Below are 25,627 nucleotides of genomic sequence, written 5' to 3'. Positions count from 1 at the left end.
TGTTAGTTAGAACGAGAGAAAAGGAGAAATAAGTAGAAAATAATTGAGTATATGTGAAGGTTAAATAGATAGCTTGGTATGTAGGAGATCAATGAGCAGATTTATGAATGCGATTGTTTTAGTATGTTCGGGTTTCGTCATATAATGGAGCTAGAAAAGTTTAGGAGTGAGTAAATTGACTATAGCAATTCCAGCAAAACCCTTGGCTAATGGGGTAAAGATGCCGTATTTAGGCTTAGGTGTCTACAAAATGACAAATCCAGAAGAAACAATCCGGGCAATCAGCAAAGCTCTTGAATTTGGTTATCGAGCTATAGATACGGCTGCACTTTATTATAATGAAGAAGAGGTTGGCGAGGCAATCCGGGCTTCAGGCCTTTCGCGGGAAGATCTCTTTATCACGACCAAAGTATGGAATGCGGATCAAGGCTATGACAATACCTTAAGAGCATTTGAAACTTCGTTGAGAAAATTAGGATTGGAATATGTAGATTTATATCTAACGCATTGGCCGGTAGAAGAGAAATTCGTGGATACGTATCGAGCTATTGAACGGCTTTATGAAGAGAAGTTGATTCGTGTCCCAGGTGTGTCCAACCATCATGTACACCATCTTGAAAAAGTATTTTCCAAAGCAAATGTGAAGCCAATGGTCAATCAAGTGGAATTGCATCCATATTTAACACAAGAATCTTTGCGTACATTTTGTAAAGAAAACGACATTGCAGTTACGGCATGGTCACCGCTTGGCCGCGGGGGGATTCTTCAGGATGACGCCATCAAAAATATTGCGGATGAAGTCGGAAAAACCGCAGCCCAAGTGATTCTCCGTTGGCATTATCAGCATGATATCATTTCAATTCCAAAATCAGTTACACCAAGTCGGATTGAAGAAAATGCTCAGGTTTTTGATTTTGAATTATCTTCCGACCAAATGCATCGATTGGACCAATTAAATAAAGATCAACGCTTTGGCCAAAGTCCCGATAGCTTCAAGTTTGATTTCTAATTTGCCTGCCAGGAGAGTCCAATTTGAGACTTGTCTGGCAGTTTTTATATCCAAAAGAGCGCTCAATTATAAAGGTTGACGTTTGTACAAACTAACACTACAATGAGTAATGTGAGGTGGGCACTTGTGAAAATTCGAAAGTTTAATATACAAGAGAGTGGTTTGAATCGCTTTTTTGGACCTTTGGAAGCCAAGATAATGGATATTCTTTGGTGCCAAGAAGATATGACGATCAAAGAAGTGCAGGCTGTCTTGGAAAAAGAGAAACCAACCAACTTCAATACGGTTATGACAGTGATGAATCGCCTGGTTGAAAAAGAGATCCTGCAAAAGAAATTGATTGGTAGGTCATCTTTTTATAGACCAGTTCAATCAAGAGAAGAGTTCATTAATACCCAGTCCAAAGAAATGACACATGAACTAATGGATGAGTTTGGGAGTGTTGTTGTAAGTCATATGCTGGATGCACTGGAAGATGTCGACGATGAACTCGTAAAAAAACTTGAATTGAAAATCAAGGAATTAAAAAAGGAAAAAAATGATGAATAAACGTCAGTCTAAATCCATGTTCTACGTTTCTATATTAATTTCCGGCTCTATTTTTGTTCAAATGGGTCTATACTTAATTTCTTTAATTTCAGGTTCAAATCTACGGTTTAATATCTTTGAAGTCTGTCATACTACTCTAAAATTGATAGGTCTAACTTCATTAACTTACGCAGTAGATATTTTGGTAGTTGGCACTTTTCTATTTGCACTTTGGAAAATTACTACCCAAGTTATCCAAACAATCAAAATGAGAAGCCGTTTGCAACAGTATAATAATGAAAGCTTGACTAAGAAATTTAATGATGAGTACAGAAATAAACAGAAAGAATTCATGATTATTTCTTATCCTGTTCCAGTTGCCATCACGATCGGCTTTTTATCACCTAAAATTGTTCTATCTACTGGTCTATTAAACTTATTAAGTGAAGAAGAATTAGAAGCAGTTATTTATCATGAAACATATCATCTAAACAATCATGACCCATTAAAAATCTTCCTGCTATCAATTGGTTCGATTACATTGCCTTATATCCCGATTCTAAAATGGTTGAATGAAAAATACCGTGTAGTTCAGGAAGTAATGGCGGATGAGTTGGCGATAGAGAAACAGGAGACATCGCTTCATATTGGCAGTGCACTATTGAAGATGTTGAAAGTAGGGAAGCTTGAGACCAAATCTTTTGCGTATGCTTCTTTTGCGGAGACATCTGTAAATTACCGTATTGAATATATATTAAATCCAATTAAAAATAACCAAATCAAAATACCGGTAACCATTACAATGTGGTCGATTCTTGTATTTTGTTTGATTAGTATCTTTTTTATTTACGCATTAGCGTAAATTTTTTACACAATTACACTACATAGAGTAGTTTGAAGGGGCGTTTACTTTGTCTAAGAAAATATTCTGGATAATCGGCATTATTGCCGTATGTATCATAGGAATTATCCTATTAACCGATGCTGGCCAAGAAACAGCAGTAGCAGAAATTGATTATGAAAATCAACCATTTATGGGGGATGAAAATGCCCCTGTAGAAATCATTGAATTTGGGGACTACAAATGTCCACACTGTGGGGAGTTTAATAGTTCGGTAATGCCGTTTATTAAAGAGGAATTCATTGATACAGGAAAGGCTAAGTTGTATTTTATGAATTATGCCTTTATAGCCGTTGACTCTACAACTTCAGCACTTTACGCAGAAACAGTCTATCAAGAGCTTGGAAACGAAGTGTTCTGGGAGTTTCATGATCAGTTGTTTGCAAACCAAACAACTGCAGAAGGACAAGAAAACTTTATGGATGAGGAATTTTTAACAGCAATTCTATCAGAAGTAGCGAGTAAAGAAGAAGTAGAGAAAGTTGTTCAGGCATTTAGCGAAAACCAAGGACAAGAATCTTTGGATAAAGATATGGAAATGGCAAATAATCTAGGGGTTAACTCAACACCTGCCATATTTATTGGCGGGAAGAAGTTTGAAGGAACGACAATGGATGATTTTGCAGAAAAGGTAGAGGAAGCAGCAAATGGTCAATAAACCATTACTACTGGCATGGATCACGTCGATAATTGCTATGAGTGGGAGTCTGTTTTTTAGTGAACAAATGAAGTTTGTTCCTTGTACACTTTGCTGGTATCAACGAATATTGATGTATCCACTCGTTATTTTGCTAGCAATAGCATTCTATCGAAATGACAAAGAGATTTATAAATATATATTGCCCATCTCAGTAATTGGGGTCATCATGGCGGGTTATCATTATGCTTTGCAAAAAATTCCTTCGATGAGCGAGTTTAGCGCATGTACAAGCGGTGTCCCATGCTCCGGTCAATACATTAATTGGTTTGGCTTTGTAACGATACCATTCTTATCACTTATTGCCTTTATCATCATAACCGTGTCTATGATTGTATTATGGAAGCGTAAATAATCCTGCAGAAAAAAGAGTCCCTTGTCTATGGAAATAGACCGAGGAACTCTTTTTTTGTACATTATTTATCAACCACAACAATTCTTTTATTTAAGAATGGGTGTTCAAATTCCAGTTGGATGGCGTGTAATTCATAATCCCCGGATGCTGTTTGCCGTGCATTATACATTGTGTCTCCGACAATCGGGTGGCCGATATGAGCCATGTGCACACGGATTTGATGTGTACGTCCAGTTTCTAGTACTAAATGCACCAGACATGTACTCTTAAAACGTTTGACCACTTCAAAATGGGTGATCGCATGCTGACCCGATGAGGAAACAACGCGTCGAGTTGCGTGGTGGCGGTCTTTACCGATTGAAGCATTGATCGTCCCATTCTCCTGGCGAATATTTCCTTGCACTTCTGCTTCATAAGTTCGGGTGATCGATTTTTCCTCAATCATACGGTCGAAAATAGATTTCGCAATCGGATGCTTTGCTACTAATAATAATCCTTTTGTTCCTAGATCCAAGCGGTGAACATGCTCAGCATAACGGCCACCATTTTCTTTGATATGAGCCATTACATAATTCATGCAAGTATTTACATCGTGGTCGTCGTTTGGATGAGTCGCCATTCCTTTCGGTTTCGAAACAATGAGGCAGTGCTCATCCTCGTATTGGATCGTCAATTCACATCTTGCAGTCGGCTTGTAATTCGAGGAAGGTACTTCAAACTTAAAATGAAGGATCGTCCCGGAATTAAGTAGATCTTTCCACAATACAGGAGCTCCATCTGACAGCGTTACTGCTTTTGCCATCCGTAATTCATGTACTATTTTTTTTCCAAGGCGCCACTTTTCACGCAATAATTCTTCCACAGTTAGTCCTTCTTGAGCAATTTCATATTGGAACATATTCTACCTCCAAAATAAGAATAATCGTGTCCAAAAATGAACACGATTATTCATCAACTTAATATAATGTTTGCCAATTTTATGATTTAGTTTGCTCCAGGAAATCATAAATGACATCTGTATCTTGAGAGTAATCGCCAACAATGCGATTTACTTCCTTGCCATCTTTGAAATAGATTAAAGTAGGAGTGGATTCAACTTTATAATCATCCCAACCTTGCTCGTACTCCAAAAGATTGTATTGATCAATGTGAACGTCTACTTCCTCCGCTATAGGCATCAGAGCCGGTGTCATTGCTTGGCAGTGTACACATGTTGGACTGAACATATAGGCAACTACAGGTTCACCAGAGTCAACTTTTTCCTTTAGAGCTTCTGGCAAGATGATATTTTGATAATTTTCATTATCAAGCAAATCAATTGTTGCTTGATTTAAATTATCTGTATCATAGGGATTGTCTTTTAACTTATCTTTGTTCGCCAAGTTGGTAAGAATAATGATAGCCGCAAAAAGTACAACGACGATTGCACCAATGATTCCTAATTTTTTCATTGTTTTTCTCCCTTCATAACTTTTATCATATAGAAACTAGCAATAGCAATTAATAAAAAGGCAATACCAGCTAGAAATGGTATGGTAATAAAGCCGAAGATATTAATATACTGTCCTGTACATGGAACTCGTCCACAAGCAGGGGCAGATTCAGTTAAAAAGTCGAGCTTTTGAATACCATAGTGATAAAGAGAGATGGCCCCGCCGATGCATGAAAAGACGGCGGTTGTTACGGCAATACGTGCATTTTTTTGTATGTAAGCTACGGTCGTCATTAACAGAATCGGATACATAAGAATTCGTTGATACCAGCATAATTCGCATGGCTCGTAGCCGCGAATTTCAGAAAAATAGAGGGAACCGAGTGTTGCTACCAATGACACAAGCCATATGAACAGCAAACTATTCTCTAGTTGTTTTTTCATTGAACATCTCCTAGTAATCAAAATCTATTGCAGTTTTGATTATAATTTGTTCCCAATTAGAAGTAAATTATTTTGAATTTAAAATATTTTAAATAAGTAAAAGTGTTTTGACGATAATATGCTCCCAATATTACCGATTGTATAGCTATAAATAATTTGAGTATCGCAGCATGTATTTCAGGTCTACTTCCAGATGTTTTCTCATTAGTTCTGAAGCCAGCTCACCGTTCCTTGAAGCAATGGCATTATATATTTCTTCAAGCTCCTCATAAAGTAACGGCCTCATATTTTTTATAAGTGAATGCCGGTATAAGTAAAGAATAGCATTCTTCTTTTGTATTTCTGCTATCATCACAGGGTTGCAACTTTCTGAAATAATGAGATCGTGGAATTTTTTGTTTGCGCTTACAATTTCTTCGACAGTGCCTTTTCTTGATTCCTTCATGGCTTGCTTCAATTGGCTCAATTTTTCCTTTGACATATATTGAGCGGCATTTTTGGCAGCATAGCTTTCAATTAATGTGATGAACTCCGATGAGTAAATTAAATCTTCCTTTGTTGGCTTGTACACTCGTCTGTTTTTGATTAAACCCTCTTGTTCAAGATGACGGATAGCTTCTCTTATGGGTGTTCGACTTACTCCAATTTTTTCGGCTAACCGCTCTTCGACAATCTTTATTCCCCCCATTAATTCACCGCTTATAATCAAGTTTCGAATTGATTCATAAGCAAAGCGATAGGCATTGGAGGTGCCTGGATTGGCTACTTGCATACTTACTCCCCCTTGCAATATATAGTCGCTTCTATTATACACTTAAAGCCGCACAGTTTTAGCTTATTTCCGTAAACTTTTTTAGTAATAAATTACAGTATTTCATTCAAAAGTATGAGAACCATACACATGCGGTATCGTGCCATTCAATGATATGATAAGTACAAATAAAATCAATTAAAGGATGTTGACAAATCCTACTTTTATATTGAGTATAATCAAGATTCCATGTATATATTGTGAGGTGTACAGAACTTGTCCGATAAGGAGCATTCAAATATAACAATCCTGAAAGAAATTGCAGAATTGCTAAATGAAGAAACAGATTTGATTCCAATGCTGAAAGGTGCGTTAAGCAAGTTTTTGAACGGGACGAATTTTGAAACGGGATGGATTTTTTTTATCAATGAAAAAGGGAAGACCGAGTTGATTGCCCAGGAAAATTTACCCGAAGCACTTAGCTACAACAATTGCCAACATTTGCAAAAAGGTGGCTGTTGGTGTGTATCCCGCTACCGGAGGAATGAATTAAAAAAAGCATCGAATATCATCGAATGCCAAAGAATCGAGGCCGCAATCGAGTCGAACACAGGGGATAATGCGAATATTACACACCATGCGACAGTTCCGCTTCAATCTGGTGATGAACGCTTTGGCATATTAAATGTTGCCTCTCCCAAAACAGCCAAATTTACAGACGAAGAGTTAGAATTGCTCGAGTCTGTAGCATTTCAAATGGGTTCAGCAATCAAGCGGATAAACCTTACAAAGCAGGAGCAGGAAATTGCCCTCGTCCGTGAAAGAAATCGCCTCGCCCGAGATTTGCACGATTCGGTCAATCAATTATTATTCTCTGTAACACTAACTGCCCGAGCAGGGATTGAAATGAGCGAAAATAGAGAAGTCAAAGAAACATTTAAAGAAGTTCAACAGCTAACACAGTCCGCCTTAACAGAAATGAGGGCACTTATTTGGCAATTGCGTCCGAAAGGTTTGGAAAGCGGGTTAATCGAGGCAATCAAGGCGTATTCGGAAATGTTGAATATACATTTAACGGTCAATGTCTCGGGAGTTATTCAGTTTCCCTCCCGTGTAGAAGAAACGCTATTCCGTATTACCCAGGAAGCCTTAAATAATATCCGAAAGCATGCGGGCGTACAAGAGGCCATTATTTATATTACGGTAACGCCAACGGATATCTTGCTTGTCATAAAGGACGAGGGAAGAGGGTTTGTCATAGATCCCCAAAGAAGTCTTCCTTCAATCGGTTTACAATCCATTCAAGACCGCGCGACAGCACTTGGCGGTTCAGCCGATTGGGTAAGCCACATTGGAAAGGGGACGGAACTGCTAATCCGTTTACCATATTAAGGGGGGATAAAATGATTCAAGTTTTAATTGCGGATGATCATCATGTGGTACGGCGTGGATTACTATTTTTCTTAAAAACACAGAAGGATATCGAAGTAATTGGGGAAGCAAAAAATGGTATAGAGGCTGTTGAGCTTGTTGAAACGCTGCAACCGGATATTGTGTTGATGGATCTAGTAATGCCTGATATGGATGGAATACAAGCAACGAAAAAAATAAAAGCCAAATGGCCACAGGTTCATATCTTGATGTTAACAAGCTTTTCAGATAAAGACCATGTCTTGCCTGCCATTGAAGCGGGAGCTGCAGGTTATCAATTAAAGGATATCGAGCCCGATGAACTGGTGAACTCCATCCGGCAAATTATTAGGGGCGAAAATATTATCCATCCCGCTGCGACGACTCAGTTGGAAGAGACACTTCGGGAAGAAGAGAACTTGCCCCATGTAAAAAATGCCTTAACACCAAGGGAAAGAGACGTATTGGCGGAGCTGACAAAAGGAAAAAGTAATCGTGAAATTGCTTCGTCTTTATTTGTTACGGAAAAAACAATAAAAACACATATATCGAATATTTTTACAAAACTGGATGTTCAAGATCGTACGCAAGCCGCCCTTTATGCAGTGAAGCATGGATTGACGGAGGGTAGTGAAATTCAGTAGATTAATGATTAGCTCGGGCTCAAAATTATGAGACTGAGCTTTTTATATTGTTTTTTGAAATAACGGTCTTTATACCCTTCTTCGGTTACTATACAGTAAGTTATTATTATGTGTGCAGTAAATTCATGATACTATCAAATTTGTTCGCAAAGACAATTGAGACTATTTAAAATCTAGATTACTATCGAGTTAAGTAATAGTTACTATTATTTTAAGGCAAACTTATTTAAAGGCAATGCAATGCTTCGGACCTAAAATAATAGCAAGGGCAGCCAAGACACTAAAGAACTAAGATTAAATAGGTGAACCCTGGTCAAGGGGGGCTTTTTTAGAAGAATAGCTCCCATATACTTAATATTATGCATGTTCAATAAAAGGAGATAGAACATTGAAATTCAAACCTATTTTTTTCTTGCTTCTATATATTTTAGTTTACTATAATTTGTTATTTTATTTTGAAAATAGATCTACTTTGCTGTCAACTGTTAGTAATCTGTTGCTTACTATAGCTTCTTTAATTACTGTCACGATTCTTTTTAAAGCATTTATTAACCAAAATAATCAACATAAAAAATTTACATTATTATTGTTTTTAGCTTGTATATGTTATTCATTAGGCAATCTTTACTGGACTTACTTTGAATATGTGCACGGTATTCCTCCTAATGTAAGTATATATGATATTTTACTGCTATTAACCTATATCTTTTTCCTTTGTGCATTTATTTACTATTTTAAATCGCATAAGGTTGTTTTAGTATCTACATATTTATTTGATATTTTGGTATTTATAGTAATAACGGCGACTTTAGCATGGGTATTTATTATGCGTCCTTTTTTATCACCTAACTTTAATGAACATTCCCTGTTGAGGCTAGTTACAAATCTAGGCTATCCCATAGCTGATTTAACGATCTTATTTGCATGTTTACTATTATTTTTGTACACATCATTATCCAAATCATTGCTTTATATTATATTTGGTTTAATTATCAATATAGTGGCAAATAGTATAAACTTCTATCAAAGTACTTACCATTCCTATCTTTTTGACCACTTTATCGACCCGTTATGGGCCTTATCTATTTTACTGGTAGGATTTTCAGGATTGGGCAATTTTGAAGAAAAGAAAGTACATAGAACTTATTTCAAAAGATATATTCAACTATTTATTCCATACACAATCATGATTATTTTTCTATTTATGGTTTTTATTAATTCCTATGATGTAAAAGATCCCTTATTCATTGGTGTTTTTCTTTCTATAGTGCTATTAATGATTCGCTTGTTTATTACCATTAATAGGAATGAAAAATTAAATAATGCAGTAAACCAAAAGAATAGGCAGTTAAAGGAAGCAAACGATAAGCTGAGATTTCTAGCCTATCATGATGAGTTAACTAAATTACCAAATCGTCATTTTTTGTTTGAAAAGATGCAAAAAGAAATATTTGATAACGATCACCAAAACCAATCTCAATTCTCTCTCTTATTTATCGATTTAGATGGATTCAAATATGTAAATGATACATTCGGCCATAATGTTGGAGATACCTTGCTTAAAGAAGTTTCTGGGAGGCTAAGAGAGGAGTTAGCTGAGGGCGATTTTGTATGTCGCTTTGCAGGGGACGAATTTATTCTATTATTAACTGGTAGAGATAAGAATGAAGTGGAAATAATAGCAGCTGCTATTGTGGAATCTTTATCGAAGCAGTATAGCATCGATTCACACGAGATATTCATTTCTTCAAGTATTGGAATCAGTTATATTGAGGAACATGACAATATATTATCCGTGATTAATAGAGCTGACCAGGCAATGTACAATATAAAGAAAAATGGAAAGAATGGCTTTTCTTTTACCTAGAAAAAATAGACTTCTTGTTAGGATGGTAACAGAATAAATATGAGTAAAAAGAAAAGTCGTAGAGTCAATCTAAAATTTGGCTCTACGACTTTTTCGTTAGCTACTGATGTATAAATAAAGAGGAATGATAATTAAAGCCCGATCTTAAAAGTGATAATCCTCATCTACAGCTGTTGGAAGTTCATGTGGTTCAATATGGACAAGCACCATACAGAATGGGTTGAATTTTTTAACGGTCGATTCAATTTTTTCCGTGATTTTGTGGCTCTGTCGTACATCCAAATGGGGGTTTACTGTTACTGTAACATCGATAAAGCTTACATTTCCATGAGATCTTCCCTTAAAATCAATTAGATCGATGACGCCATTAACATTATTTATAAGTACAGACAAAGTTTCTGCTTCTTCAATGTCGAAGCTATCTGTTAATGTTTGAACCGATTCCCAGAAGATTTCGATCGCTGTTTTAATGATAATGATAGCGACAACCAATGCGGTCAGCGTATCAATAATTGGAAAACCAATGATGGCCCCAAAGATCCCGATAGTTGTCCCGATACTTACCAATGCGTCGGAGCGGTTATCATAAGCCGCTGCCTTCACTGCGGAGCTATTGATTTTTTTTGAAAGCGATAAATTGTATCTATATACACCATACATCACAGCTGCACTTCCTAATGCCACATAGGCGGTCAAGACGGAAGGTGTCTCGCGAACAGGGTTCCATAAATTCATTACCGAACTCAGGAGTACCTGTAAACCTACCATCATCATGATGAAGGAAGCAATAAGAGAGGCAATAGTTTCTGCACGCAGATGGCCATAAGGGTGATTGGAATCCGGTGGACGTTGGGATATCCGTAAACCTATTAATACAGCAATAGAGGCAATAATGTCTGTTGTATTATTTAACCCATCTGCTTTTAAAGCTTCCGATTCCCCAAAATATCCGATTGTTAGTTTAATCGAACTGAGGATTAAATAAGTGCCGATTGATAGCCAAGCACCTTTTTCCCCGGCTCGTAAATTTGTATATAGCTCCAAAATGTTTCCTCCTAGCAAAACTTTAGAACATGACAAAACGGAGCCATCTCATTATCTGAGACGGCTCCGTTTCTGCGAAGATCGCTTAAGCGACTAGTGCAAAATACCATAATTCTATTTCTTAATAAAAAGTAATCTCCCAAAAGTTGCATGATTAGTCTTTTGGGGCATATAAATTTCGTTTGTCCGAGTTGAATTATTGTTCCGATGATTCTTCTTCATCAGTTTCTTCTAATTCCGGTAGTTTGGATACTTCAATGTAGAGGATATGATGGCCGTCTGATTCTTTGAGCTTGAATTCATAGCCTCCGAAATCAAAGCTATCACCTTCGACTGCATCAAATCGTTTTGTTAAGAACCAACCACCAATTGTATCGACATCTTCGTCATCAATGCTAATACCCAGTATGTCGTTTACTTCATCCACAAGTAATTTAGCATCTATAATATAATGATCATCACTAATTTCTTGTATTTCAGGAATTTCATCATCGTCAAATTCGTCTTGAATATCACCGACAATTTCTTCGATAATATCTTCGATTGTGACTAAACCTGAAGTTCCCCCGTATTCGTCCATTAGGATGGCCATATGAATGCGTTCACCTTGTATTTTCAATAATAAATCACTGATTGGAACGGTTTCAAACACACGAATAACCGGCTGCATATAATCTAGCACAGGCTTGTTGCCGTTTGCAGGATTTTTAATATAGGCGGTAAGCAAATGTTTTAAGTTTACCAGGCCGATTACGTGGTCTTTGTCTCCGTCAATGATAGGGTATCTGGTATATTGTTCAACACCCATTACTTCAAATACTTCTTTGACTGTCAAGTCTTTTTCAAGACTCACAATCTCAGTTCGAGGTACCATGATTTCCTTCGCAGTACGGTCGGAGAATTCAAAGATACTATTTACGTACTCGTATTCAGAATGATTAATCTCTCCACCTTTATAACTATCTGTTAAAATAATGCGAAGTTCTTCTTCAGAATGAGCAACTTCGGATTCCGATGCCATTTTATAGCCAAATAATCCTGATAATGCACGTGCCGAACCATTTAAAGCACGGATAAATGGATACATTACCTTATGGAATACAAGCAATGGGCCGGAAAGACGCAAAGTTAGTTCTTCTGATTTTACAATGGCAAACGTTTTTGGTGTTAATTCTCCTACGACAACGTGTAAATAGGTAACAAACATAAACGCAATAATGAATGAAAGAAGGGAAGAAACAGTTGCATCTAAATGTATTAGTTCGAATAAAGGATGTAAAATCATTTCAAATGTAGGTTCACCTAACCAACCTAAACCAAGGGCAGTTATGGTGATGCCTAACTGACAAGCGGAAAGATATTCATCTAAATCGGATACAACCTTTTTAGCCTTCATTGCTTTTTTGTTGCCTTCTGCAACCAATTGATCAATACGAGTTGTTCTTACTTTTACGATTGCAAACTCAGTTGCAACGAAAAATGCCGTAGCAGCAATTAACAAGAAAAATGCCGCCAACTTAATGGTTAGCTCTACTATGTCTACGTCCAAATACATTCTTTGTTCCTCGCCCGAATGAGGGGTACGAACAAAGAGTACACCTCCTATAATAAAAAATAATTGAATAATACAATGATAAAATATTTACAAGCAAATTACAAATAGTGGCTATGGATTGTCATAAAGAAAATTTTGTGGTACATCACATATTTATCAAAGCGAAATCATAAAATAAACAGCTTGAATATTAATTTATTGTAAAAAAATTTCTATTTTCTAAAAATTATTGACTTTCAAAAAATGGATATGCTACGCTTTAGAAGGAATTATAAATAAATTGAGAAGGAGGTTAGGATTATGAGAATAAAATACATTTTGCCGCCAGCAATTAAATATGATAATCCAAACCTACCTCAAGCTTTCTTTTATTTATAACGAAGGACGCGCATATTAGTATGAGGGGATACAGGTATTGGTTACTTGTATCCTTTTTCTATGAGCACTTATCTCACGGGAGGGATAGGTGCCTTTTTTTGTGCGTTTGATTGAAAAAAATGGAAGGGGAGAGAGGATTATGAAAAAGTGCTACACAAGAAAATTGTTAAAAAGAGAGTGTACAGATAGTGGATAGTGTGGATTGTAGATTGAACAGAAATTAGAAGAAGGTGCTTAAATGTTTGAAGTGTTATTTAAAATGAAATGGTTTTTTAAAGCGTATTGGAAAAGATATTTAATTGCAGTTGTGCTTTTAATGATTGCCAATATAGCAGAAGTAATTCCTCCTTGGATTATAGGGGTTGCAATTGATGATATTGCCTTGGGGACCATGACGGAAGATTCTTTGGGAAATTATTTGTTATGGCTTGGGTTGATCATAGTAATCGGATATGTGATTAACTTTACTTGGCAATACCAATTATTTGGTGGTGCTCTAACATTGGAACGCATTTTCCGTAAAAAGTTAATGCACCAATTCCTGAGAATGACGCCAACCTTCTATGAAAAGAATCGCACTGGTGATTTAATGGCTCGTGCTACGAACGACTTGAATGCCGTTTCTTTAACAGCGGGTTTCGGCATTATGACGTTATTGGATTCAACCATTTATATGGGGGCCATTATTTTGGCAATGGGCTTTTTGATTTCATGGAAGCTGACAATATTGTCAATGCTGCCAATCCCGATTATGGCTGTTCTCATGCAGTATTACGGAAAAATTGTACATGAACGTTACATGAAGGCCCAGGAGTCCTTTGGGCAATTAAATGATAATGTTCTTGAATCCGTTGCAGGTGTGCGCGTAATTCGTGCCTATGTTCAAGAAAAGAAAGATGAAAAACGTTTCGCTGATATGAGTGAAGAAGTATACGAAAAAAATATTCATGTTGCCAAAATCAATGCGCTATTTGGTCCAATTACAAAAGTAGGTACCGGTATAAGCTATGTTGTAGCATTGGGTCTTGGTGCCTCGCTGGTATCAAATGGGGAAATGACAGTTGGGCAGCTTGTTACTTTTAATGTTTACTTAGGGCTTGCAGTCTGGCCAATGATTGCCATTGGTGAATTGATAAATGTCATGCAGCAAGGGAATGCCTCTCTTGACCGTGTTCAAGAGACATTAAACTATGAGCAGGATGTAAAAGATCCGAACGATGCAACCGACCTTGTTAGTCCAAATTCGCTTGGGTTCAATGAATTTTCATTCCAGTATCCTATGTCACAAATGACAAACTTGCAAAATATCTCCCTCCATGTAAAACGGGGCCAAACACTTGGAATCGTGGGGAAGACAGGAGCGGGTAAAACAACCTTCGTGAAGCAATTGCTAAAGGAATATCCACTGGCGGAAGGGCAATTTACAATCGGAAATGTAGATATTGCAAAGTTAACAAAGGAGCAGCTGCTTGAATGGATCGGCTATGTTCCCCAGGATCATGTGCTATTCTCAAGAACCATTCGGGAAAATATCCTATTCGGAAAAGAAAATGCGACAAAAGAAGAAATAGACGAGGCTGTTGAGCTCGCTTATTTCGAGAACGATCTGAAGCATCTCCCATTAGGACTTGAAACATTGGTTGGAGAAAAAGGAATTTCACTATCAGGGGGGCAGAAACAAAGGGTCTCGATTGCTCGTGCCATGATTAAAAACCCGGAAATCCTTATTTTAGACGACTCCCTATCAGCAGTAGATGCTAAAACAGAGGCCAAAATCATCGAAAATATAGGCCGTGTAAGAAATGGCAAAACAACGATTATTACAACGCATCGTCTATCAGCTATCCAGCATGCAGACCAGATCATCGTATTGGACGATGGAAAGATTATTGAAGAGGGAACACATGAGGAGCTACTTCAAAAGGATGGCTGGTACAAGGAACAATATGATCGACAACAGCTAGAGGAGGTGCCTAGCGAATGAGTACTAGTAAACGATTATTCAAATATGCCATGTTTTTCAAAAAGCCGATTTTTATTGGATTAGCGCTGTTAACACTTGCTGTTTTTACAGATTTAGCTGGACCCTTTATTGCTAAGCATATCATTGATAATTATATGACGCCTGGTTCAATTGAACTTCAGCCGATAATCAATTTGCTTATTGTCTTTTTGGTATTAGCTATTGCAACGGCGATTCTCCGCTATTTTATGTTTATCTATTTGCAAATCGGTGCAAACCGTATCATTCAAAAGCTGCGAAAAGATGTGTTTGGTCATATTCAGACGTTATCCATTGATTACTTCGATAATTTACCGGCAGGGAAAATTGTTGCTCGTGTAACGAATGATACAGAAGCAATCCACAATTTATATGTTCAAGTGCTATCCCAGTTTTTAACGAGTTTCATATCCATTTTCGGTGTTTATATTGCACTGTTTATCCTGAATGTGAAAATGGCGCTGGTTGCATTGGTTGTTGTTCCGATTATCTATATTTGGATGATTGCTTACCGAAAATATGCATCCCAGTATAACCATGTCGTACGTACGAAAATTGCGGATATTAATGCCATGATTAATGAATCCATCCAGGGGATGACCATTATTCAAGCGTTTAAACGCGAGAAGCAAATGAAGGATGAATTTGCAGAAATGAATAATGAGCATTATGAATATCAAAGGAAGCTGTTATTCCTAGATTCCGCCACGTCTTTCAATTTAGTGCATGTGATGCGATTGCTGTTCTTTGTTGTATTCATTTATTATTTTGGAAAACAATCGATGACGGCAGTTGATGTGATTACAGCCGGAACTTTATATGCATTCGTGGATTATATTACGCGATTGTTTGGTCCGATTGTGAATATCGTAAATCAATTCTCGCAACTGGAACGCTCCCTTGTTGCTGGTTCCCGTGTTTTTGAATTGCTCGATCGGAAGGGCGAGGCGGTTAGCGAGGAATCGATTCCAAGATATGAAGGGAACGTTGTGTTCGAAGATGTGTCGTTTGCTTACAAGGATGACGACTATGTATTGAAGAACATTAATTTCTCCGCGAAAAAAGGAGAAACGATTGCCCTTGTTGGCCATACGGGTTCTGGTAAAAGCTCGATTATGAATTTGCTTTTCCGCTTTTATGATCCGCAAAAGGGGAAAATCATCATTGATGGCAAAAATATATTATCGATTTCCCGTCAATCATTCCGTGAGCATATGGGGATTGTTTTACAGGATCCGTATTTATTCACGGGAACAATCGAAACCAACGTTAGTTTAAGGGACCCGCGCATTTCGAGGGAAACTATGGAAAGAGCCCTTGAAGCGGTTGGTGGAGATAGGGTATTAAAGAATCTCGAAAAAGGGCTTGATGAGCCGGTAATTGAGAAGGGAAGTACACTTTCCTCGGGCCAGCGCCAATTAATTTCCTTTGCACGTGCATTGGCTTTCGATCCGGCCATCTTGATATTGGATGAAGCTACATCAAATATAGACACAGAAACAGAAGAGATTATCCAGCATGCTATGGAAGTACTGAAAAAAGGAAGAACCACTTTCATTATTGCTCACCGCCTTTCTACTATTAAGAATGCTGATCAGATTCTGGTATTGGATAGAGGGGAAATTGTCGAAAGAGGAACTCATGAAGAATTAGTAGCATTAGGTGGCCGTTACGAAACGATGTACCGTTTGCAAGCTGGGGCATTGAACTAAGCGATAGGGGTTGATCCAGGATTTTTGGATCAACTCCTTTCTTTATTTAGTGGTTTTTATGATTAGAAAATATGAAATATTACGAAAATACTATTGCTAATCTATAACGTAAACCGTATATTTAGATTGTCGAAATAATGTGCGGGAAGCGGTGTATTCGCCATGTATAAAAGGCTCAAAGATTGGTTTATTAATATTATGTCCTTTGATCGGAATATAAAATTATTCATGCTTTCCAATATTCTCATCCAAATTGGAATGGGTGTTTTTGGTGTCATGTACAATCTTTACATTCGCGAATTAGGTTATTCAGAAACGGTGAATGGCAGTGTCATATCGATTACTTCTTTAGCTACTGCTTTAATGTTGGTGCCAGCAGGGATAATAAGTGACCGAATAGGCAGAAAATCGATATTATTGGTTGGTACATTCATTTCAGCAATCATGCTCTTTGGCAGGAGCATTGTTTCCGTTGAACAGCCGATTCTGGTATTTGCCTTTCTAACAGGCATTGTATGGGCATTTGTTCAAGTTTCCGGTGTTCCGTTTTTGGCGGAAAATTCAAAGCCGACGGAAAGAATGAATTTGTTCAGTATTCACTTTGCCCTGGTCACGGTTGCCAATGTAATCGGAAACTTGCTTGGGGGGGTTGCTGCAGACGGATTTGAACTACTCTTCCATTTTGGTGAAGTGGAAAGCATACGTGGTTCGTTGCTTTTGGGAGCCGCTATTTTCGCATTTGGTTTGCTGCCCTTGCTAACACTGAGTTCTTCGAAAGCTGAAAATCAACCACAAGGGCAATTATTAAAATCAGCTGATGAGATAGAGAATTCACAAGATAGTAGCTTCAAGAAGAATTTTAGAATGATCCTTCTATTTGGAATAGCGAATTTATTGATTGGCACCGGTTCAGGGTTGGTAATCCCATACCTGAATTTATATTTTGCCAATCGCTTCGATGCATCGAATTCATATGTAGGGTTAATTATTGCTTTAGGTTCTGCCATGACTGCTGTCGCAATGCTAATTGGACCTTTGCTTGTAAAAAGGGTAGGTAAGGTTCGTGCATTAGTAATCTTTCAGTTATTGTCCATTCCTTTTCTATTTTTAACAGCTTTTACAAATTCGCTGCTTATTGCATCAATCGGCTTTTTGATGCGTCAGGCTTTAATGAATGCAGGAAATCCAATACAAAGTGCGATTGCGATGGATGTTGTTCACAATAAATATAAAGGGCTTGGAAATTCAGTAAGCCAGATGGTTTTTAATATTGGATGGGCTACAATGGGGCTTCCTGCTGCATGGTTAGTGACGACATACGGCAATTACTGGGGGTATGCTTATGCATTTTCTATTACCGGCATTCTCTATTTGATAGCGTCCACCTATTTTTATTTGGTATTTAGCAGGAGATATAAAGTACAAGATTGAGGCAGTTGCTGCATCCTAACAACAAACGAGCTCGCCATGGCGAACTCGTTTTTTTTCAATCGTACACATGGAACAGCATTAATTCGTGAATCATTTTTTCGACGGAAGGCTTGTCTTCATCAGTTGGCTTGTCTCCCAACCAAACAATCCCGCCATCTTTTTTGTATTCGGCTTTATATAATTGTTGCTTATAGTAAAACGAGATTGCCCACCCCGGCAATAAATTATTTTCGAATAAAGGCTTAAAATGAAAATGTTGAATCATTCCTATTCCCCCTGAAACTTTCAATATACGTTAATCGTACTAAAAGTTTGAAGGAATGGCTAACATTATCTTTATGAGATAGGACTCTGATATAATAGGAATGAGTTTGAAAGAAATGAGAGGATGTAAATGGAGAACGCAATTATTACCATTATTTTCATGGCGGTAGTCGGAGCAGTTATTGGAGGCTTCACAAACTACTTGGCCATTAAAATGTTATTCCGACCGTACAATGCAATCTATATTAAAAATTGGCGACTGCCATTCACACCCGGTCTAATGCCAAAAAGACGCCAGGAATTATCCAAACAAATTGGGGTAACAGTAAAAAACTACTTATTAACACCAGAAGTATTTCAAAAAAAGCTTTTTAATGAAGAAATCAAATCCACAGTTTTAAACTTTGCGAGAGAGAAAGTCGAAGACACACTCTTTACAAATGATAAAACAATCTATGATTGGCTAAAGCAAGGTGGTTTTGAACAATTACCTGATACAATTGAACAAAAAGTGGATGGTATCATAGAAAAGCAATTCTATTCAATGAAAAACACGCTATCAACTAAATCTATTGAAGCGTTATTGCCAACGAATGTACATCAAGTGATCGACCGTAAAATTCCTGAAGTGGTCACTTATATTTTGGATAAAGGGGAAGAGTATTTCCTTTCACCTAAAGGCGAAGTGACAATCAGAAACATGATGGATGATTTCTTGGGATCAAAGGGATCGTTTGGTGGCATGATTCAAATGTTCTTAGGGGATTCAGCTTCGGTTGTCTTGAAAATACAACGTGAATTAATCAAATTCTTGAAGGCACCAGGAACAAAAAATCTTTTAGTGAATATTATTTCTCAAGAGTGGGATAAAGTGAAACAGCAATCGATGATCAAATACTTAGAGGAAGTCGATTTCGATGCCATTCTAAAGAATATACAGAATTACGCCAAAAGAGAACTCAACATTCGTGAACATTTAAACGAGCCGATCAGTTATTATTGGCCACAAGGTAATGACTACGCAAAATATGATCTACTGCCAAAATTGGTTGACAGAGGCTTTAACGAAGCTGAAAATAAGCTGGAAGATGTATTAAATCGTTTGAATTTAGATGAAGTTGTTCGTGAACAAGTGGATTCTTTCCCATTGCAAAAGCTGGAAGAACTTGTATTGAGCATCGCCTCAAAGGAATTAAAAATGATTACAATCTTAGGTGCTGTTTTAGGTGGCTTAATAGGTATTGTTCAAGGTTTAATAGTGTACCTATTTAATTAAAAAAAAGAGAGTGGGAAAAAACGTGATCAATATTTATGATGACATTAACAAATTAGAGGCAACATTGCGCCAAACAGAAGAATTCAAGGTTTTAAAGGACGCAGTAGAAGCGGTTCGTGCAGATGAGGAAGCAAGAGTCCTATTTGCAAACTTCCGTGACGTACAAATGAAGCTTCAGCAAAAACAAATGAATGGCGAACAATTATTGGAAGATGAGCTGCTGCATGCACAGAAAACTGCACAACTAGCCCAATCAAGCCCAACAATTCTAGCGATGCTGGAAGCAGAAATGGCACTTAGCAGAATCATCGAAGAAGTTAATCGCATTCTAGTAAAACCTATACAATCTTTGTATGACGGATTGTAATAATGCATACCCCAAAAGCTTAAGAAAGAAAGCTTTTGGTTTTTTTTATGGGTATAAAGTGGGGGTAGCTGGGTTGCGGATACTATTATAGTAAGACAGAACTGGGCAGGGAGAAGGAGCCTCGTTGCCCGTAAATCTGTAATCAAACGGAACCGGGAAGCGAGAAGTGGACTCGTTGCCCCTAATCGGAGTAATCATAGAGAACCGGTCAACGAGAAGCAATCTGCCTCTCAAAAAAGCAAAATAATTACCAATTCCCTTGCACCATTTGTTATATTAAAAAGACGTGCTATAATTAACGTTTGAAATTCAATTAATTACTCGCTTCTGAGTAATTTCTCCTTTGTTGTTAACGGTATTCTGATATTAATAGGGAAGAGAGATACAGTGATGAAAAAAATCGAAGTAAATGAAGTATTTAAAGAAGATTGGAACCGAGTCTTGAATCATATTGCCAACTTATTCTACGAAGACTCTAAAATCGTAGTGACTGCAGAAGATGCAGAACTATCTTTCCATTTCCAGCATTCAATAGATGAAGATCATACAATCCATACTGCCTGTGAATTGACGGTAGACGGATTAGCATATACAAGCAAATATTCAATTCAGTACGATACACAAGGAACTGAAAAAGAGCAGGGAATTCGTATGAAACGTGCACTTTCTCATGTCATGCTGGATGTTCTTGAGCAGTATACAGGAATGACGCAGCAGTGGGGGATTCTAACAGGTGTCCGTCCGACAAAGCTCTACCATAAATATCGTCAGCAAGGCATGAGCGATGAAGAAATCTATGCAATTTTAAAGAAGGACTTCCGTATATCGGATGCGAAAATCGCTTTGATGAGCGAAATTGTAAAACGTCAACTAGTGACAATTCCCGATCTAGATGAATTGGGCAAAGAGCTTTCCGTGTATATTGGCGTCCCATTCTGTCCGACAAAGTGTGCATATTGCACTTTCCCGGCCTATGCGATTCAAAGCAATCGTAAAGCCGGACGTGTAGAATCTTTTATTGATGGATTGCATATTGAGATTCGTGCAATGGGTAAATGGTTAAAGGACAATAATATGAATATTACTTCTGTCTACTGGGGTGGGGGGACACCTACCTCCATCGAAGCAGATGAAATGGATGCTTTATATAAAACGATGTTTGAATCCTTCCCAAATCCAGAAAAGATTAGAGAAATTACAGTAGAAGCCGGCAGACCTGACACGATTACTACAGAGAAGATTGAAGTTCTGAAAAAATGGGGGATCGATCGAATTTCAGTTAATCCTCAAAGTTATACAGATGAGACATTGAAGGCAATTGGCCGTCATCATACTGTTCAGGAAACAATCGATAAATTCTGGTTGTCCCGGGAATCAGGGATGAATAATATCAACATGGACTTAATCATTGGTCTTCCTAATGAAGGAATCGAGGAGTTCCAGCATTCATTGGATGAAAGTGCTAAAATGCAGCCGGAATCACTAACGGTTCATACTTTATCCTTCAAGCGTGCATCTGAAATGACCCACAATAAGGATAAGTACAAAGTAGCCGATCGTGAAACCGTAACGAAGATGATGGACATGGCGAGTAATTGGACAGTAGAAAATGGATATGTTCCTTATTACTTATATCGTCAAAAGAATATCCTAGGAAACTTGGAGAACGTAGGATATTGCAAGCCAGGCGAGGAGAGTATCTATAATATTGTCATAATGGAGGAAGTTCAGACTATACTAGGGATCGGCTGTGGGGCTTCTACAAAATTTGTAAATCCCGAAACAGGCAAAATAACTCAATTCCATAATCCAAAGGATCCAGCAGCGTACATCATGACTTTCGAAGAGGCCATTGAGAAAAAAATTGACATGCTAAATGAGCTATATACTACGCAAATAAAACAATAAACGTTAAGGCAGAGTAATCTTCTAAATATAAGATAAATAAAAAGAACCGGGCATAATTTTGCCCGGTTTTACTTATTTAAACTAAAAACAATATACTACATAGTAAATCAGGGTTTAATTAGCATCTACTTGAACATAACTTACCTCAGATAATAGTACTACTACATCTCTTGACTCTCTTTCATAGCTGTCAGTGGATTCCGATAAACGGAGAATGGAATTATTAACGGATAACAGTTCCCCGCTATACAATTCTTCACCAATGGCAACTGTTATATCCTGATTAACTAATCTTCGAAGTTGGTTGTATAAATAATTTTCAAACAACATTAGCACCTCCTTTTTAGTAAGCTAAACTTTTAATGCTTGTTAACGGAACATACAGTAAATGAGCAGCAGTTCTTAGAACAAAATAGTCCTCTTCAACTTCTATTAATATTCCAGAGAGACTTGAATATTCTGTTGAAACTTCAATTGTAGAACCCTCTAAAGACTTAAGAATTAAACGTAGTTGCCACATATTTATCTCCTTTCTTTTGCAGTATGTTGAATTATATGTTTGCTTGATAGATTTCGATTGGGTAAACGTATGTAAATTTCCATTATTTATTGAAAAAGTTTTAAAAATAAGTAGAACGCACAAACAATGTGAAATAGATTTCATAGTTTAAATGAGAGGTGATAACTATGAAAAAAAGAGAAGAAGGGTTAGTCAGTTTTGTGATTCCATGCTATAATGCATCCCTTTATATTGAAGATTGCTTAAACGGGCTACTATCGCAGACTTATAAAAATATAGAAGTAATCCTTGTAAACGATGCTTCGACAGATAATACACTGGAAATAGTAGAACAGTGGATAGAAAATACAAAGCCGCCTTTTCCAACCATTGTATGCAATCTTCCAGTGAATACAGGTTTTGCCGGAGCACTCACTACTGGATATTTTATGAGTTCAGGGGAATATATTGCACTTAACGATGCGGATGATATATCTCACCCAGCCCGTGTTGAAAAACAAGTGGAGTTCTTATTGGAAAATCCGGAATATAGTTTAGTAGGAACAAACTATAAGGCATTTAGCGATGGAAAAAAAGAAGACGGTAAAGAAGCGGATTGGCTGTATTATGGAGACTCTATCCGCAAAATTTATGGTTTAGGGAAACACTGCGTTTGCCACGGCACGATTTTATTCCGAGGTAAATATTTTGATTTATTTGGCGGCCCAACAAGAAGAATCAAAGGAGCAGAGGACTATGAGTTTATCGTAAAGTTTTTAAATGCAAACCTAAAAATAGAAAATCTAAAAGAGGTTCTATATTACTACCGGTTACATGATAAGCAGCGTTCCAAAGAGTTTTATGGAAGTGGTGAAAAGTGAATAATGAAAGGGTGTTGCTAGTAATAGATGCCATGTATATTGGCGGTACCGAAACCCATGTATTGGGTTTGGCAAAGGAGTTGCTAAAAAACAACGTGTTTGTTGCAATCGCTGCCAGGAAGGCAGGTACTTTGGCAAGCTCCTTTGAATCATTAAATTGTCCAATATATCATATCGATTTTCCGCGAACCCTAGATCTTGAGGAAACACTGGAGAAACAGTTAGTAGGAAAGATTGAAGATATTATTGAGGCCGAAAAAGTATCTCTTGTCCACTTCCATCAATCACCATCAGGATACTTAGCAGGTAAGGCAGCAAAAAATAAAGGAATTCAAGCAGTTTTAACTGTTCACGGAACTTACTATCCGGACCATGAAATTCGTAAGCTTCTTGATTTATCCGATTCAGTCATTTGTGTTAGTCCCCCCCTATGTGCTTATATAAAATCATTTGGTGTTCAAAATACTAATTTGGTTCCAAATGGCATTAATTTGGAGGAATACTCTCGGGAATCCTCATATGAAGAATTAAGAAATGAATTGAAAATACCGAAAGATTCTTTAGTCGTTCTTTATGCAAGTAGAATTACTTGGTCAAAGGCCAGTGTCTGTTCTACTTTTCTAAGAGCTTGCAAGGATCTTAAACTAAATCCAATTCCAAATCTTCATGCAATTGTAGTAGGTGATGGCGATAGATTGGGAGACATAAAAAATTTAGCGCTGATGATAGAGAAACAGTGCAAAGGTCCCTTTATCCATACGGTAGGGGAACAGCATAATATGCATGCTTATTATTCAATTGCGAATTGTGTAGTTGGCACAGGGCGTGTAGCACTAGAGGCAATGGCTTCGGAAAAACCAGTTATAGCAGTTGGAAACCATGGATATTTTGGAATTGTTAATCAGGATAATATAGATGAAGCATGGAACCATTATTTTGGAGACCATGGTTCAAAAACCGCTTGCAGCAGACATATTTTGAGGGATGAATTAAAAAAACAGCTTCAAGATAGAGAACTTCTTAAGTTGAATGGAATAGAATCTAGAAAAATAGTGGAAGAGAAATTTAATATCCAGAGCATAGTGCCGGCTATTATGAAAATTTACTCCGAAACAGTAAAAGGAGGAAGCGAGGATTGAAAAAGCTCCTATATATAGGTTGGGTTGGCTTTAATAATTTAGGAGATGAATTATTATGGAACATCTTCAAAGAGACTTGCGGTAAATATCTAAATCAGGATCAGATTGAAATGACGCCTTCTGTACCTGGTGTCGATCTAAAAAATCTTGAAAAATATGATACGGTAGTCCTGGGGGGTGGCTCTCTATTATTGCCCGGATATCTTCAAATTCTCCAAAATGCTCTCCATAAAGGGAAATCCGTCATCATATGGGGGACAGGATTAGACTGGATTGGGAAGGAAAATTTAGATCTATTATTAAACGATAAATTAAATTCGTTGGAACAAAATTTCAAGCAAAAGGACATAGACGTGCTGGACGAAGTAATTGAAGGCGCACTTTTTGTGGGGGTCAGGGGACCTTTAACCAAAAAGGCGATCGAAATTATGCTCGGAAAAGAAAAAGCCGACAAAGTACAAATTATTGGGGATCCGGGGTTACTATTGCAAAAACCAGACTCTAATAGTTCCACTCAAAAAGATAAAGTAATTGGCATGAACTGGGGCACTACCTTCAATCGTTTATATGGAGGAAATGAATTATTAGTTGAGGAACAGCTAGTTGAAACAGCTAAAGCCTTAATCAATTCAGGTTATAAAATCATGATTTATATAGTATGGGCAGATGATATCCCTTCATGTGAAAGGTTATACGACAAAATAAATGACCCGGAAAATGTGGTGCTTGATAAAAATCTTTATACAGAAAATGAGCTAATAGAAAAATTATCAAGATGCACTGGGACGATTAACTTTAAATTACATGCAAACTTTTTATCTTTCACTGCCGATGTTCCTGCAATTGCATTGGGGTATCGCTTTAAAGTATTTGATTTTGCGGCCTCAGCTGGATTACAGCATTTAGTCGTTTCTACGGATTCGCAGCAACTGGCCAAAGAATTGCTGGAACGTGTGGAAATCATTGAGAATAGTGAAACAGCGATTATTGACCAATTCCATTCCATCAAAAAGAAATTCGAACCACTATTGGAATCAATATTCACTAAAAATTTGCTGTAAGGAATAGTTTTGGTTGTGTTATAAGGAGTTTAATCATTACTCTAATAAAAAGGTTTAAGGCTTCCAAGAGTT

26 protein-coding genes are annotated in these 25,627 nt (G+C 37.3%); 17 read left to right on the top strand and 9 right to left on the bottom strand.

The annotated features are described in order from the left end of the window. Positions 1 to 220: 220 nt before the first annotated feature. The 5 genes from QYB95_RS06635 (at position 221) to QYB95_RS06615 (ending at position 3,490) form a co-directional block, all read left to right on the top strand. Positions 221 to 1,009, top strand: a complete 789-nt coding sequence (locus tag QYB95_RS06635) for an aldo/keto reductase (protein ID WP_301137541.1) — start codon at positions 221 to 223, stop codon at positions 1,007 to 1,009. Between the two features lie 126 nt (positions 1,010 to 1,135). Beyond that, on the top strand, positions 1,136 to 1,558 hold the full coding sequence (locus tag QYB95_RS06630; RefSeq protein WP_301137501.1) for a BlaI/MecI/CopY family transcriptional regulator: 423 nt from the start codon (positions 1,136 to 1,138) through the stop codon (positions 1,556 to 1,558). Then, on the top strand, positions 1,548 to 2,399 hold the full coding sequence (locus QYB95_RS06625) for a M56 family metallopeptidase (protein ID WP_301137500.1): 852 nt from the start codon (positions 1,548 to 1,550) through the stop codon (positions 2,397 to 2,399). Before QYB95_RS06630 ends, QYB95_RS06625 begins: the two co-directional genes overlap by 11 nt. Positions 2,400 to 2,448: 49 nt before the next feature. After that, positions 2,449 to 3,096, top strand: coding sequence for a DsbA family protein (locus QYB95_RS06620; RefSeq protein WP_301137499.1), 648 nt, complete (start codon positions 2,449 to 2,451; stop codon positions 3,094 to 3,096). Next, a complete protein-coding gene (locus tag QYB95_RS06615; protein WP_301137498.1) occupies positions 3,086 to 3,490 on the top strand; it encodes a disulfide oxidoreductase in 405 nt (134 codons plus the stop codon). Before QYB95_RS06620 ends, QYB95_RS06615 begins: the two co-directional genes overlap by 11 nt. 61 nt (positions 3,491 to 3,551) lie before the next feature. On the opposite strand, the gene QYB95_RS06610 is transcribed toward QYB95_RS06615, so the two are convergent. The 4 genes from QYB95_RS06610 to QYB95_RS06595 form a co-directional block, all read right to left on the bottom strand. Continuing rightward, positions 3,552 to 4,388 (bottom strand): RluA family pseudouridine synthase, encoded by an 837-nt coding sequence (locus QYB95_RS06610; RefSeq protein ID WP_301137497.1) that lies wholly within the window; start codon positions 4,386 to 4,388, stop codon positions 3,552 to 3,554. A 79-nt stretch (positions 4,389 to 4,467) separates the two neighbouring features. Then, positions 4,468 to 4,941 (bottom strand): thioredoxin family protein, encoded by a 474-nt coding sequence (locus tag QYB95_RS06605; protein ID WP_301137496.1) that lies wholly within the window; start codon positions 4,939 to 4,941, stop codon positions 4,468 to 4,470. Then, positions 4,938 to 5,366, bottom strand: a complete 429-nt coding sequence (locus QYB95_RS06600; protein WP_301137495.1) for a disulfide oxidoreductase — start codon at positions 5,364 to 5,366, stop codon at positions 4,938 to 4,940. Before QYB95_RS06600 ends, QYB95_RS06605 begins: the two co-directional genes overlap by 4 nt. A gap of 145 nt (positions 5,367 to 5,511) precedes the next feature. Further along, positions 5,512 to 6,138: a GntR family transcriptional regulator gene (locus tag QYB95_RS06595; protein ID WP_301137494.1), complete on the bottom strand. Its 627-nt coding sequence runs from the start codon at positions 6,136 to 6,138 to the stop codon at positions 5,512 to 5,514. Between the two features lie 255 nt (positions 6,139 to 6,393). Here QYB95_RS06595 and QYB95_RS06590 point away from each other — a divergent pair, with 255 nt between their 5' ends. The 3 genes from QYB95_RS06590 to QYB95_RS06580 all read left to right on the top strand — a co-directional run bounded on the left by QYB95_RS06590 (position 6,394) and on the right by QYB95_RS06580 (position 10,038). Beyond that, entirely contained in the window at positions 6,394 to 7,509 is a 1,116-nt protein-coding gene (locus tag QYB95_RS06590; protein ID WP_301137493.1) for a GAF domain-containing sensor histidine kinase, read from the top strand. An 11-nt stretch (positions 7,510 to 7,520) separates the two neighbouring features. Continuing rightward, on the top strand, positions 7,521 to 8,171 hold the full coding sequence (locus tag QYB95_RS06585) for a response regulator (RefSeq protein ID WP_301137492.1): 651 nt from the start codon (positions 7,521 to 7,523) through the stop codon (positions 8,169 to 8,171). A gap of 388 nt (positions 8,172 to 8,559) precedes the next feature. Then, complete coding sequence (locus tag QYB95_RS06580) at positions 8,560 to 10,038, top strand: diguanylate cyclase domain-containing protein (protein ID WP_301137491.1); 1,479 nt, start codon at positions 8,560 to 8,562, stop codon at positions 10,036 to 10,038. Between the two features lie 144 nt (positions 10,039 to 10,182). Here the strand turns inward: QYB95_RS06580 and QYB95_RS06575 are convergent, their stop codons facing one another. Further along, positions 10,183 to 11,082, bottom strand: a complete 900-nt coding sequence (locus QYB95_RS06575) for a cation diffusion facilitator family transporter (protein WP_301137490.1) — start codon at positions 11,080 to 11,082, stop codon at positions 10,183 to 10,185. A 196-nt stretch (positions 11,083 to 11,278) separates the two neighbouring features. After that, positions 11,279 to 12,637, bottom strand: a complete 1,359-nt coding sequence (locus QYB95_RS06570; RefSeq protein WP_301137489.1) for a hemolysin family protein — start codon at positions 12,635 to 12,637, stop codon at positions 11,279 to 11,281. 616 nt (positions 12,638 to 13,253) lie between these two features. Between QYB95_RS06570 and QYB95_RS06565 the strand changes: the two genes are divergently transcribed. The 3 genes from QYB95_RS06565 (at position 13,254) to QYB95_RS06555 (ending at position 18,160) form a co-directional block, all read left to right on the top strand. Beyond that, positions 13,254 to 14,999, top strand: coding sequence for an ABC transporter ATP-binding protein (locus QYB95_RS06565; protein WP_301137488.1), 1,746 nt, complete (start codon positions 13,254 to 13,256; stop codon positions 14,997 to 14,999). Then, a complete protein-coding gene (locus QYB95_RS06560; RefSeq protein ID WP_301137487.1) occupies positions 14,996 to 16,729 on the top strand; it encodes an ABC transporter ATP-binding protein in 1,734 nt (577 codons plus the stop codon). The genes QYB95_RS06565 and QYB95_RS06560 overlap by 4 nt, the downstream gene beginning before the upstream one ends. Positions 16,730 to 16,891: 162 nt before the next feature. Beyond that, positions 16,892 to 18,160, top strand: coding sequence for an MFS transporter (locus QYB95_RS06555; RefSeq protein WP_301137486.1), 1,269 nt, complete (start codon positions 16,892 to 16,894; stop codon positions 18,158 to 18,160). Between the two features lie 55 nt (positions 18,161 to 18,215). On the opposite strand, the gene QYB95_RS06550 is transcribed toward QYB95_RS06555, so the two are convergent. Continuing rightward, positions 18,216 to 18,425 (bottom strand): YheE family protein, encoded by a 210-nt coding sequence (locus tag QYB95_RS06550; RefSeq protein WP_301137485.1) that lies wholly within the window; start codon positions 18,423 to 18,425, stop codon positions 18,216 to 18,218. A 129-nt stretch (positions 18,426 to 18,554) separates the two neighbouring features. On the opposite strand from QYB95_RS06550, the gene QYB95_RS06545 reads away from it, so the two are divergent. The 3 genes from QYB95_RS06545 to QYB95_RS06535 all read left to right on the top strand — a co-directional run bounded on the left by QYB95_RS06545 (position 18,555) and on the right by QYB95_RS06535 (position 21,975). Then, on the top strand, positions 18,555 to 19,700 hold the full coding sequence (locus QYB95_RS06545) for a DUF445 domain-containing protein (RefSeq protein WP_301137484.1): 1,146 nt from the start codon (positions 18,555 to 18,557) through the stop codon (positions 19,698 to 19,700). A 22-nt stretch (positions 19,701 to 19,722) separates the two neighbouring features. Then, positions 19,723 to 20,067 (top strand): YlbF/YmcA family competence regulator, encoded by a 345-nt coding sequence (locus QYB95_RS06540; RefSeq protein ID WP_301137483.1) that lies wholly within the window; start codon positions 19,723 to 19,725, stop codon positions 20,065 to 20,067. Between the two features lie 390 nt (positions 20,068 to 20,457). Continuing rightward, complete coding sequence (locus QYB95_RS06535; protein WP_301137482.1) at positions 20,458 to 21,975, top strand: coproporphyrinogen III oxidase; 1,518 nt, start codon at positions 20,458 to 20,460, stop codon at positions 21,973 to 21,975. Positions 21,976 to 22,089: 114 nt separating this feature from the next. Here QYB95_RS06535 and QYB95_RS06530 read toward each other — a convergent pair whose 3' ends face one another. Together QYB95_RS06530 and QYB95_RS06525 are read right to left on the bottom strand one after the other, a co-directional pair. Then, positions 22,090 to 22,305: a hypothetical protein gene (locus tag QYB95_RS06530; protein WP_301137481.1), complete on the bottom strand. Its 216-nt coding sequence runs from the start codon at positions 22,303 to 22,305 to the stop codon at positions 22,090 to 22,092. 13 nt (positions 22,306 to 22,318) lie between these two features. After that, complete coding sequence (locus QYB95_RS06525; protein WP_301137480.1) at positions 22,319 to 22,495, bottom strand: DUF2642 domain-containing protein; 177 nt, start codon at positions 22,493 to 22,495, stop codon at positions 22,319 to 22,321. A 167-nt stretch (positions 22,496 to 22,662) separates the two neighbouring features. Between QYB95_RS06525 and QYB95_RS06520 the strand changes: the two genes are divergently transcribed. The 3 genes from QYB95_RS06520 to QYB95_RS06510 are packed head-to-tail and all read left to right on the top strand — an operon-like array spanning position 22,663 to position 25,555. After that, positions 22,663 to 23,355, top strand: coding sequence for a glycosyltransferase family 2 protein (locus tag QYB95_RS06520; RefSeq protein WP_301137479.1), 693 nt, complete (start codon positions 22,663 to 22,665; stop codon positions 23,353 to 23,355). After that, positions 23,352 to 24,494: a glycosyltransferase gene (locus QYB95_RS06515; RefSeq protein ID WP_301137478.1), complete on the top strand. Its 1,143-nt coding sequence runs from the start codon at positions 23,352 to 23,354 to the stop codon at positions 24,492 to 24,494. The genes QYB95_RS06520 and QYB95_RS06515 overlap by 4 nt, the downstream gene beginning before the upstream one ends. Beyond that, positions 24,491 to 25,555 (top strand): polysaccharide pyruvyl transferase family protein, encoded by a 1,065-nt coding sequence (locus QYB95_RS06510; protein WP_301137477.1) that lies wholly within the window; start codon positions 24,491 to 24,493, stop codon positions 25,553 to 25,555. The genes QYB95_RS06515 and QYB95_RS06510 overlap by 4 nt, the downstream gene beginning before the upstream one ends. The last annotated feature ends 72 nt before the right edge of the window (positions 25,556 to 25,627 follow it).

The sequence above is a fragment of the Ureibacillus aquaedulcis genome (assembly GCF_030418165.1).
GTDB lineage: Bacteria > Bacillota > Bacilli > Bacillales_A > Planococcaceae > Ureibacillus > Ureibacillus aquaedulcis.
Note: the sequence above shows the minus strand (reverse complement) of the source record. Positions and strands in the feature narration are given on the sequence as shown.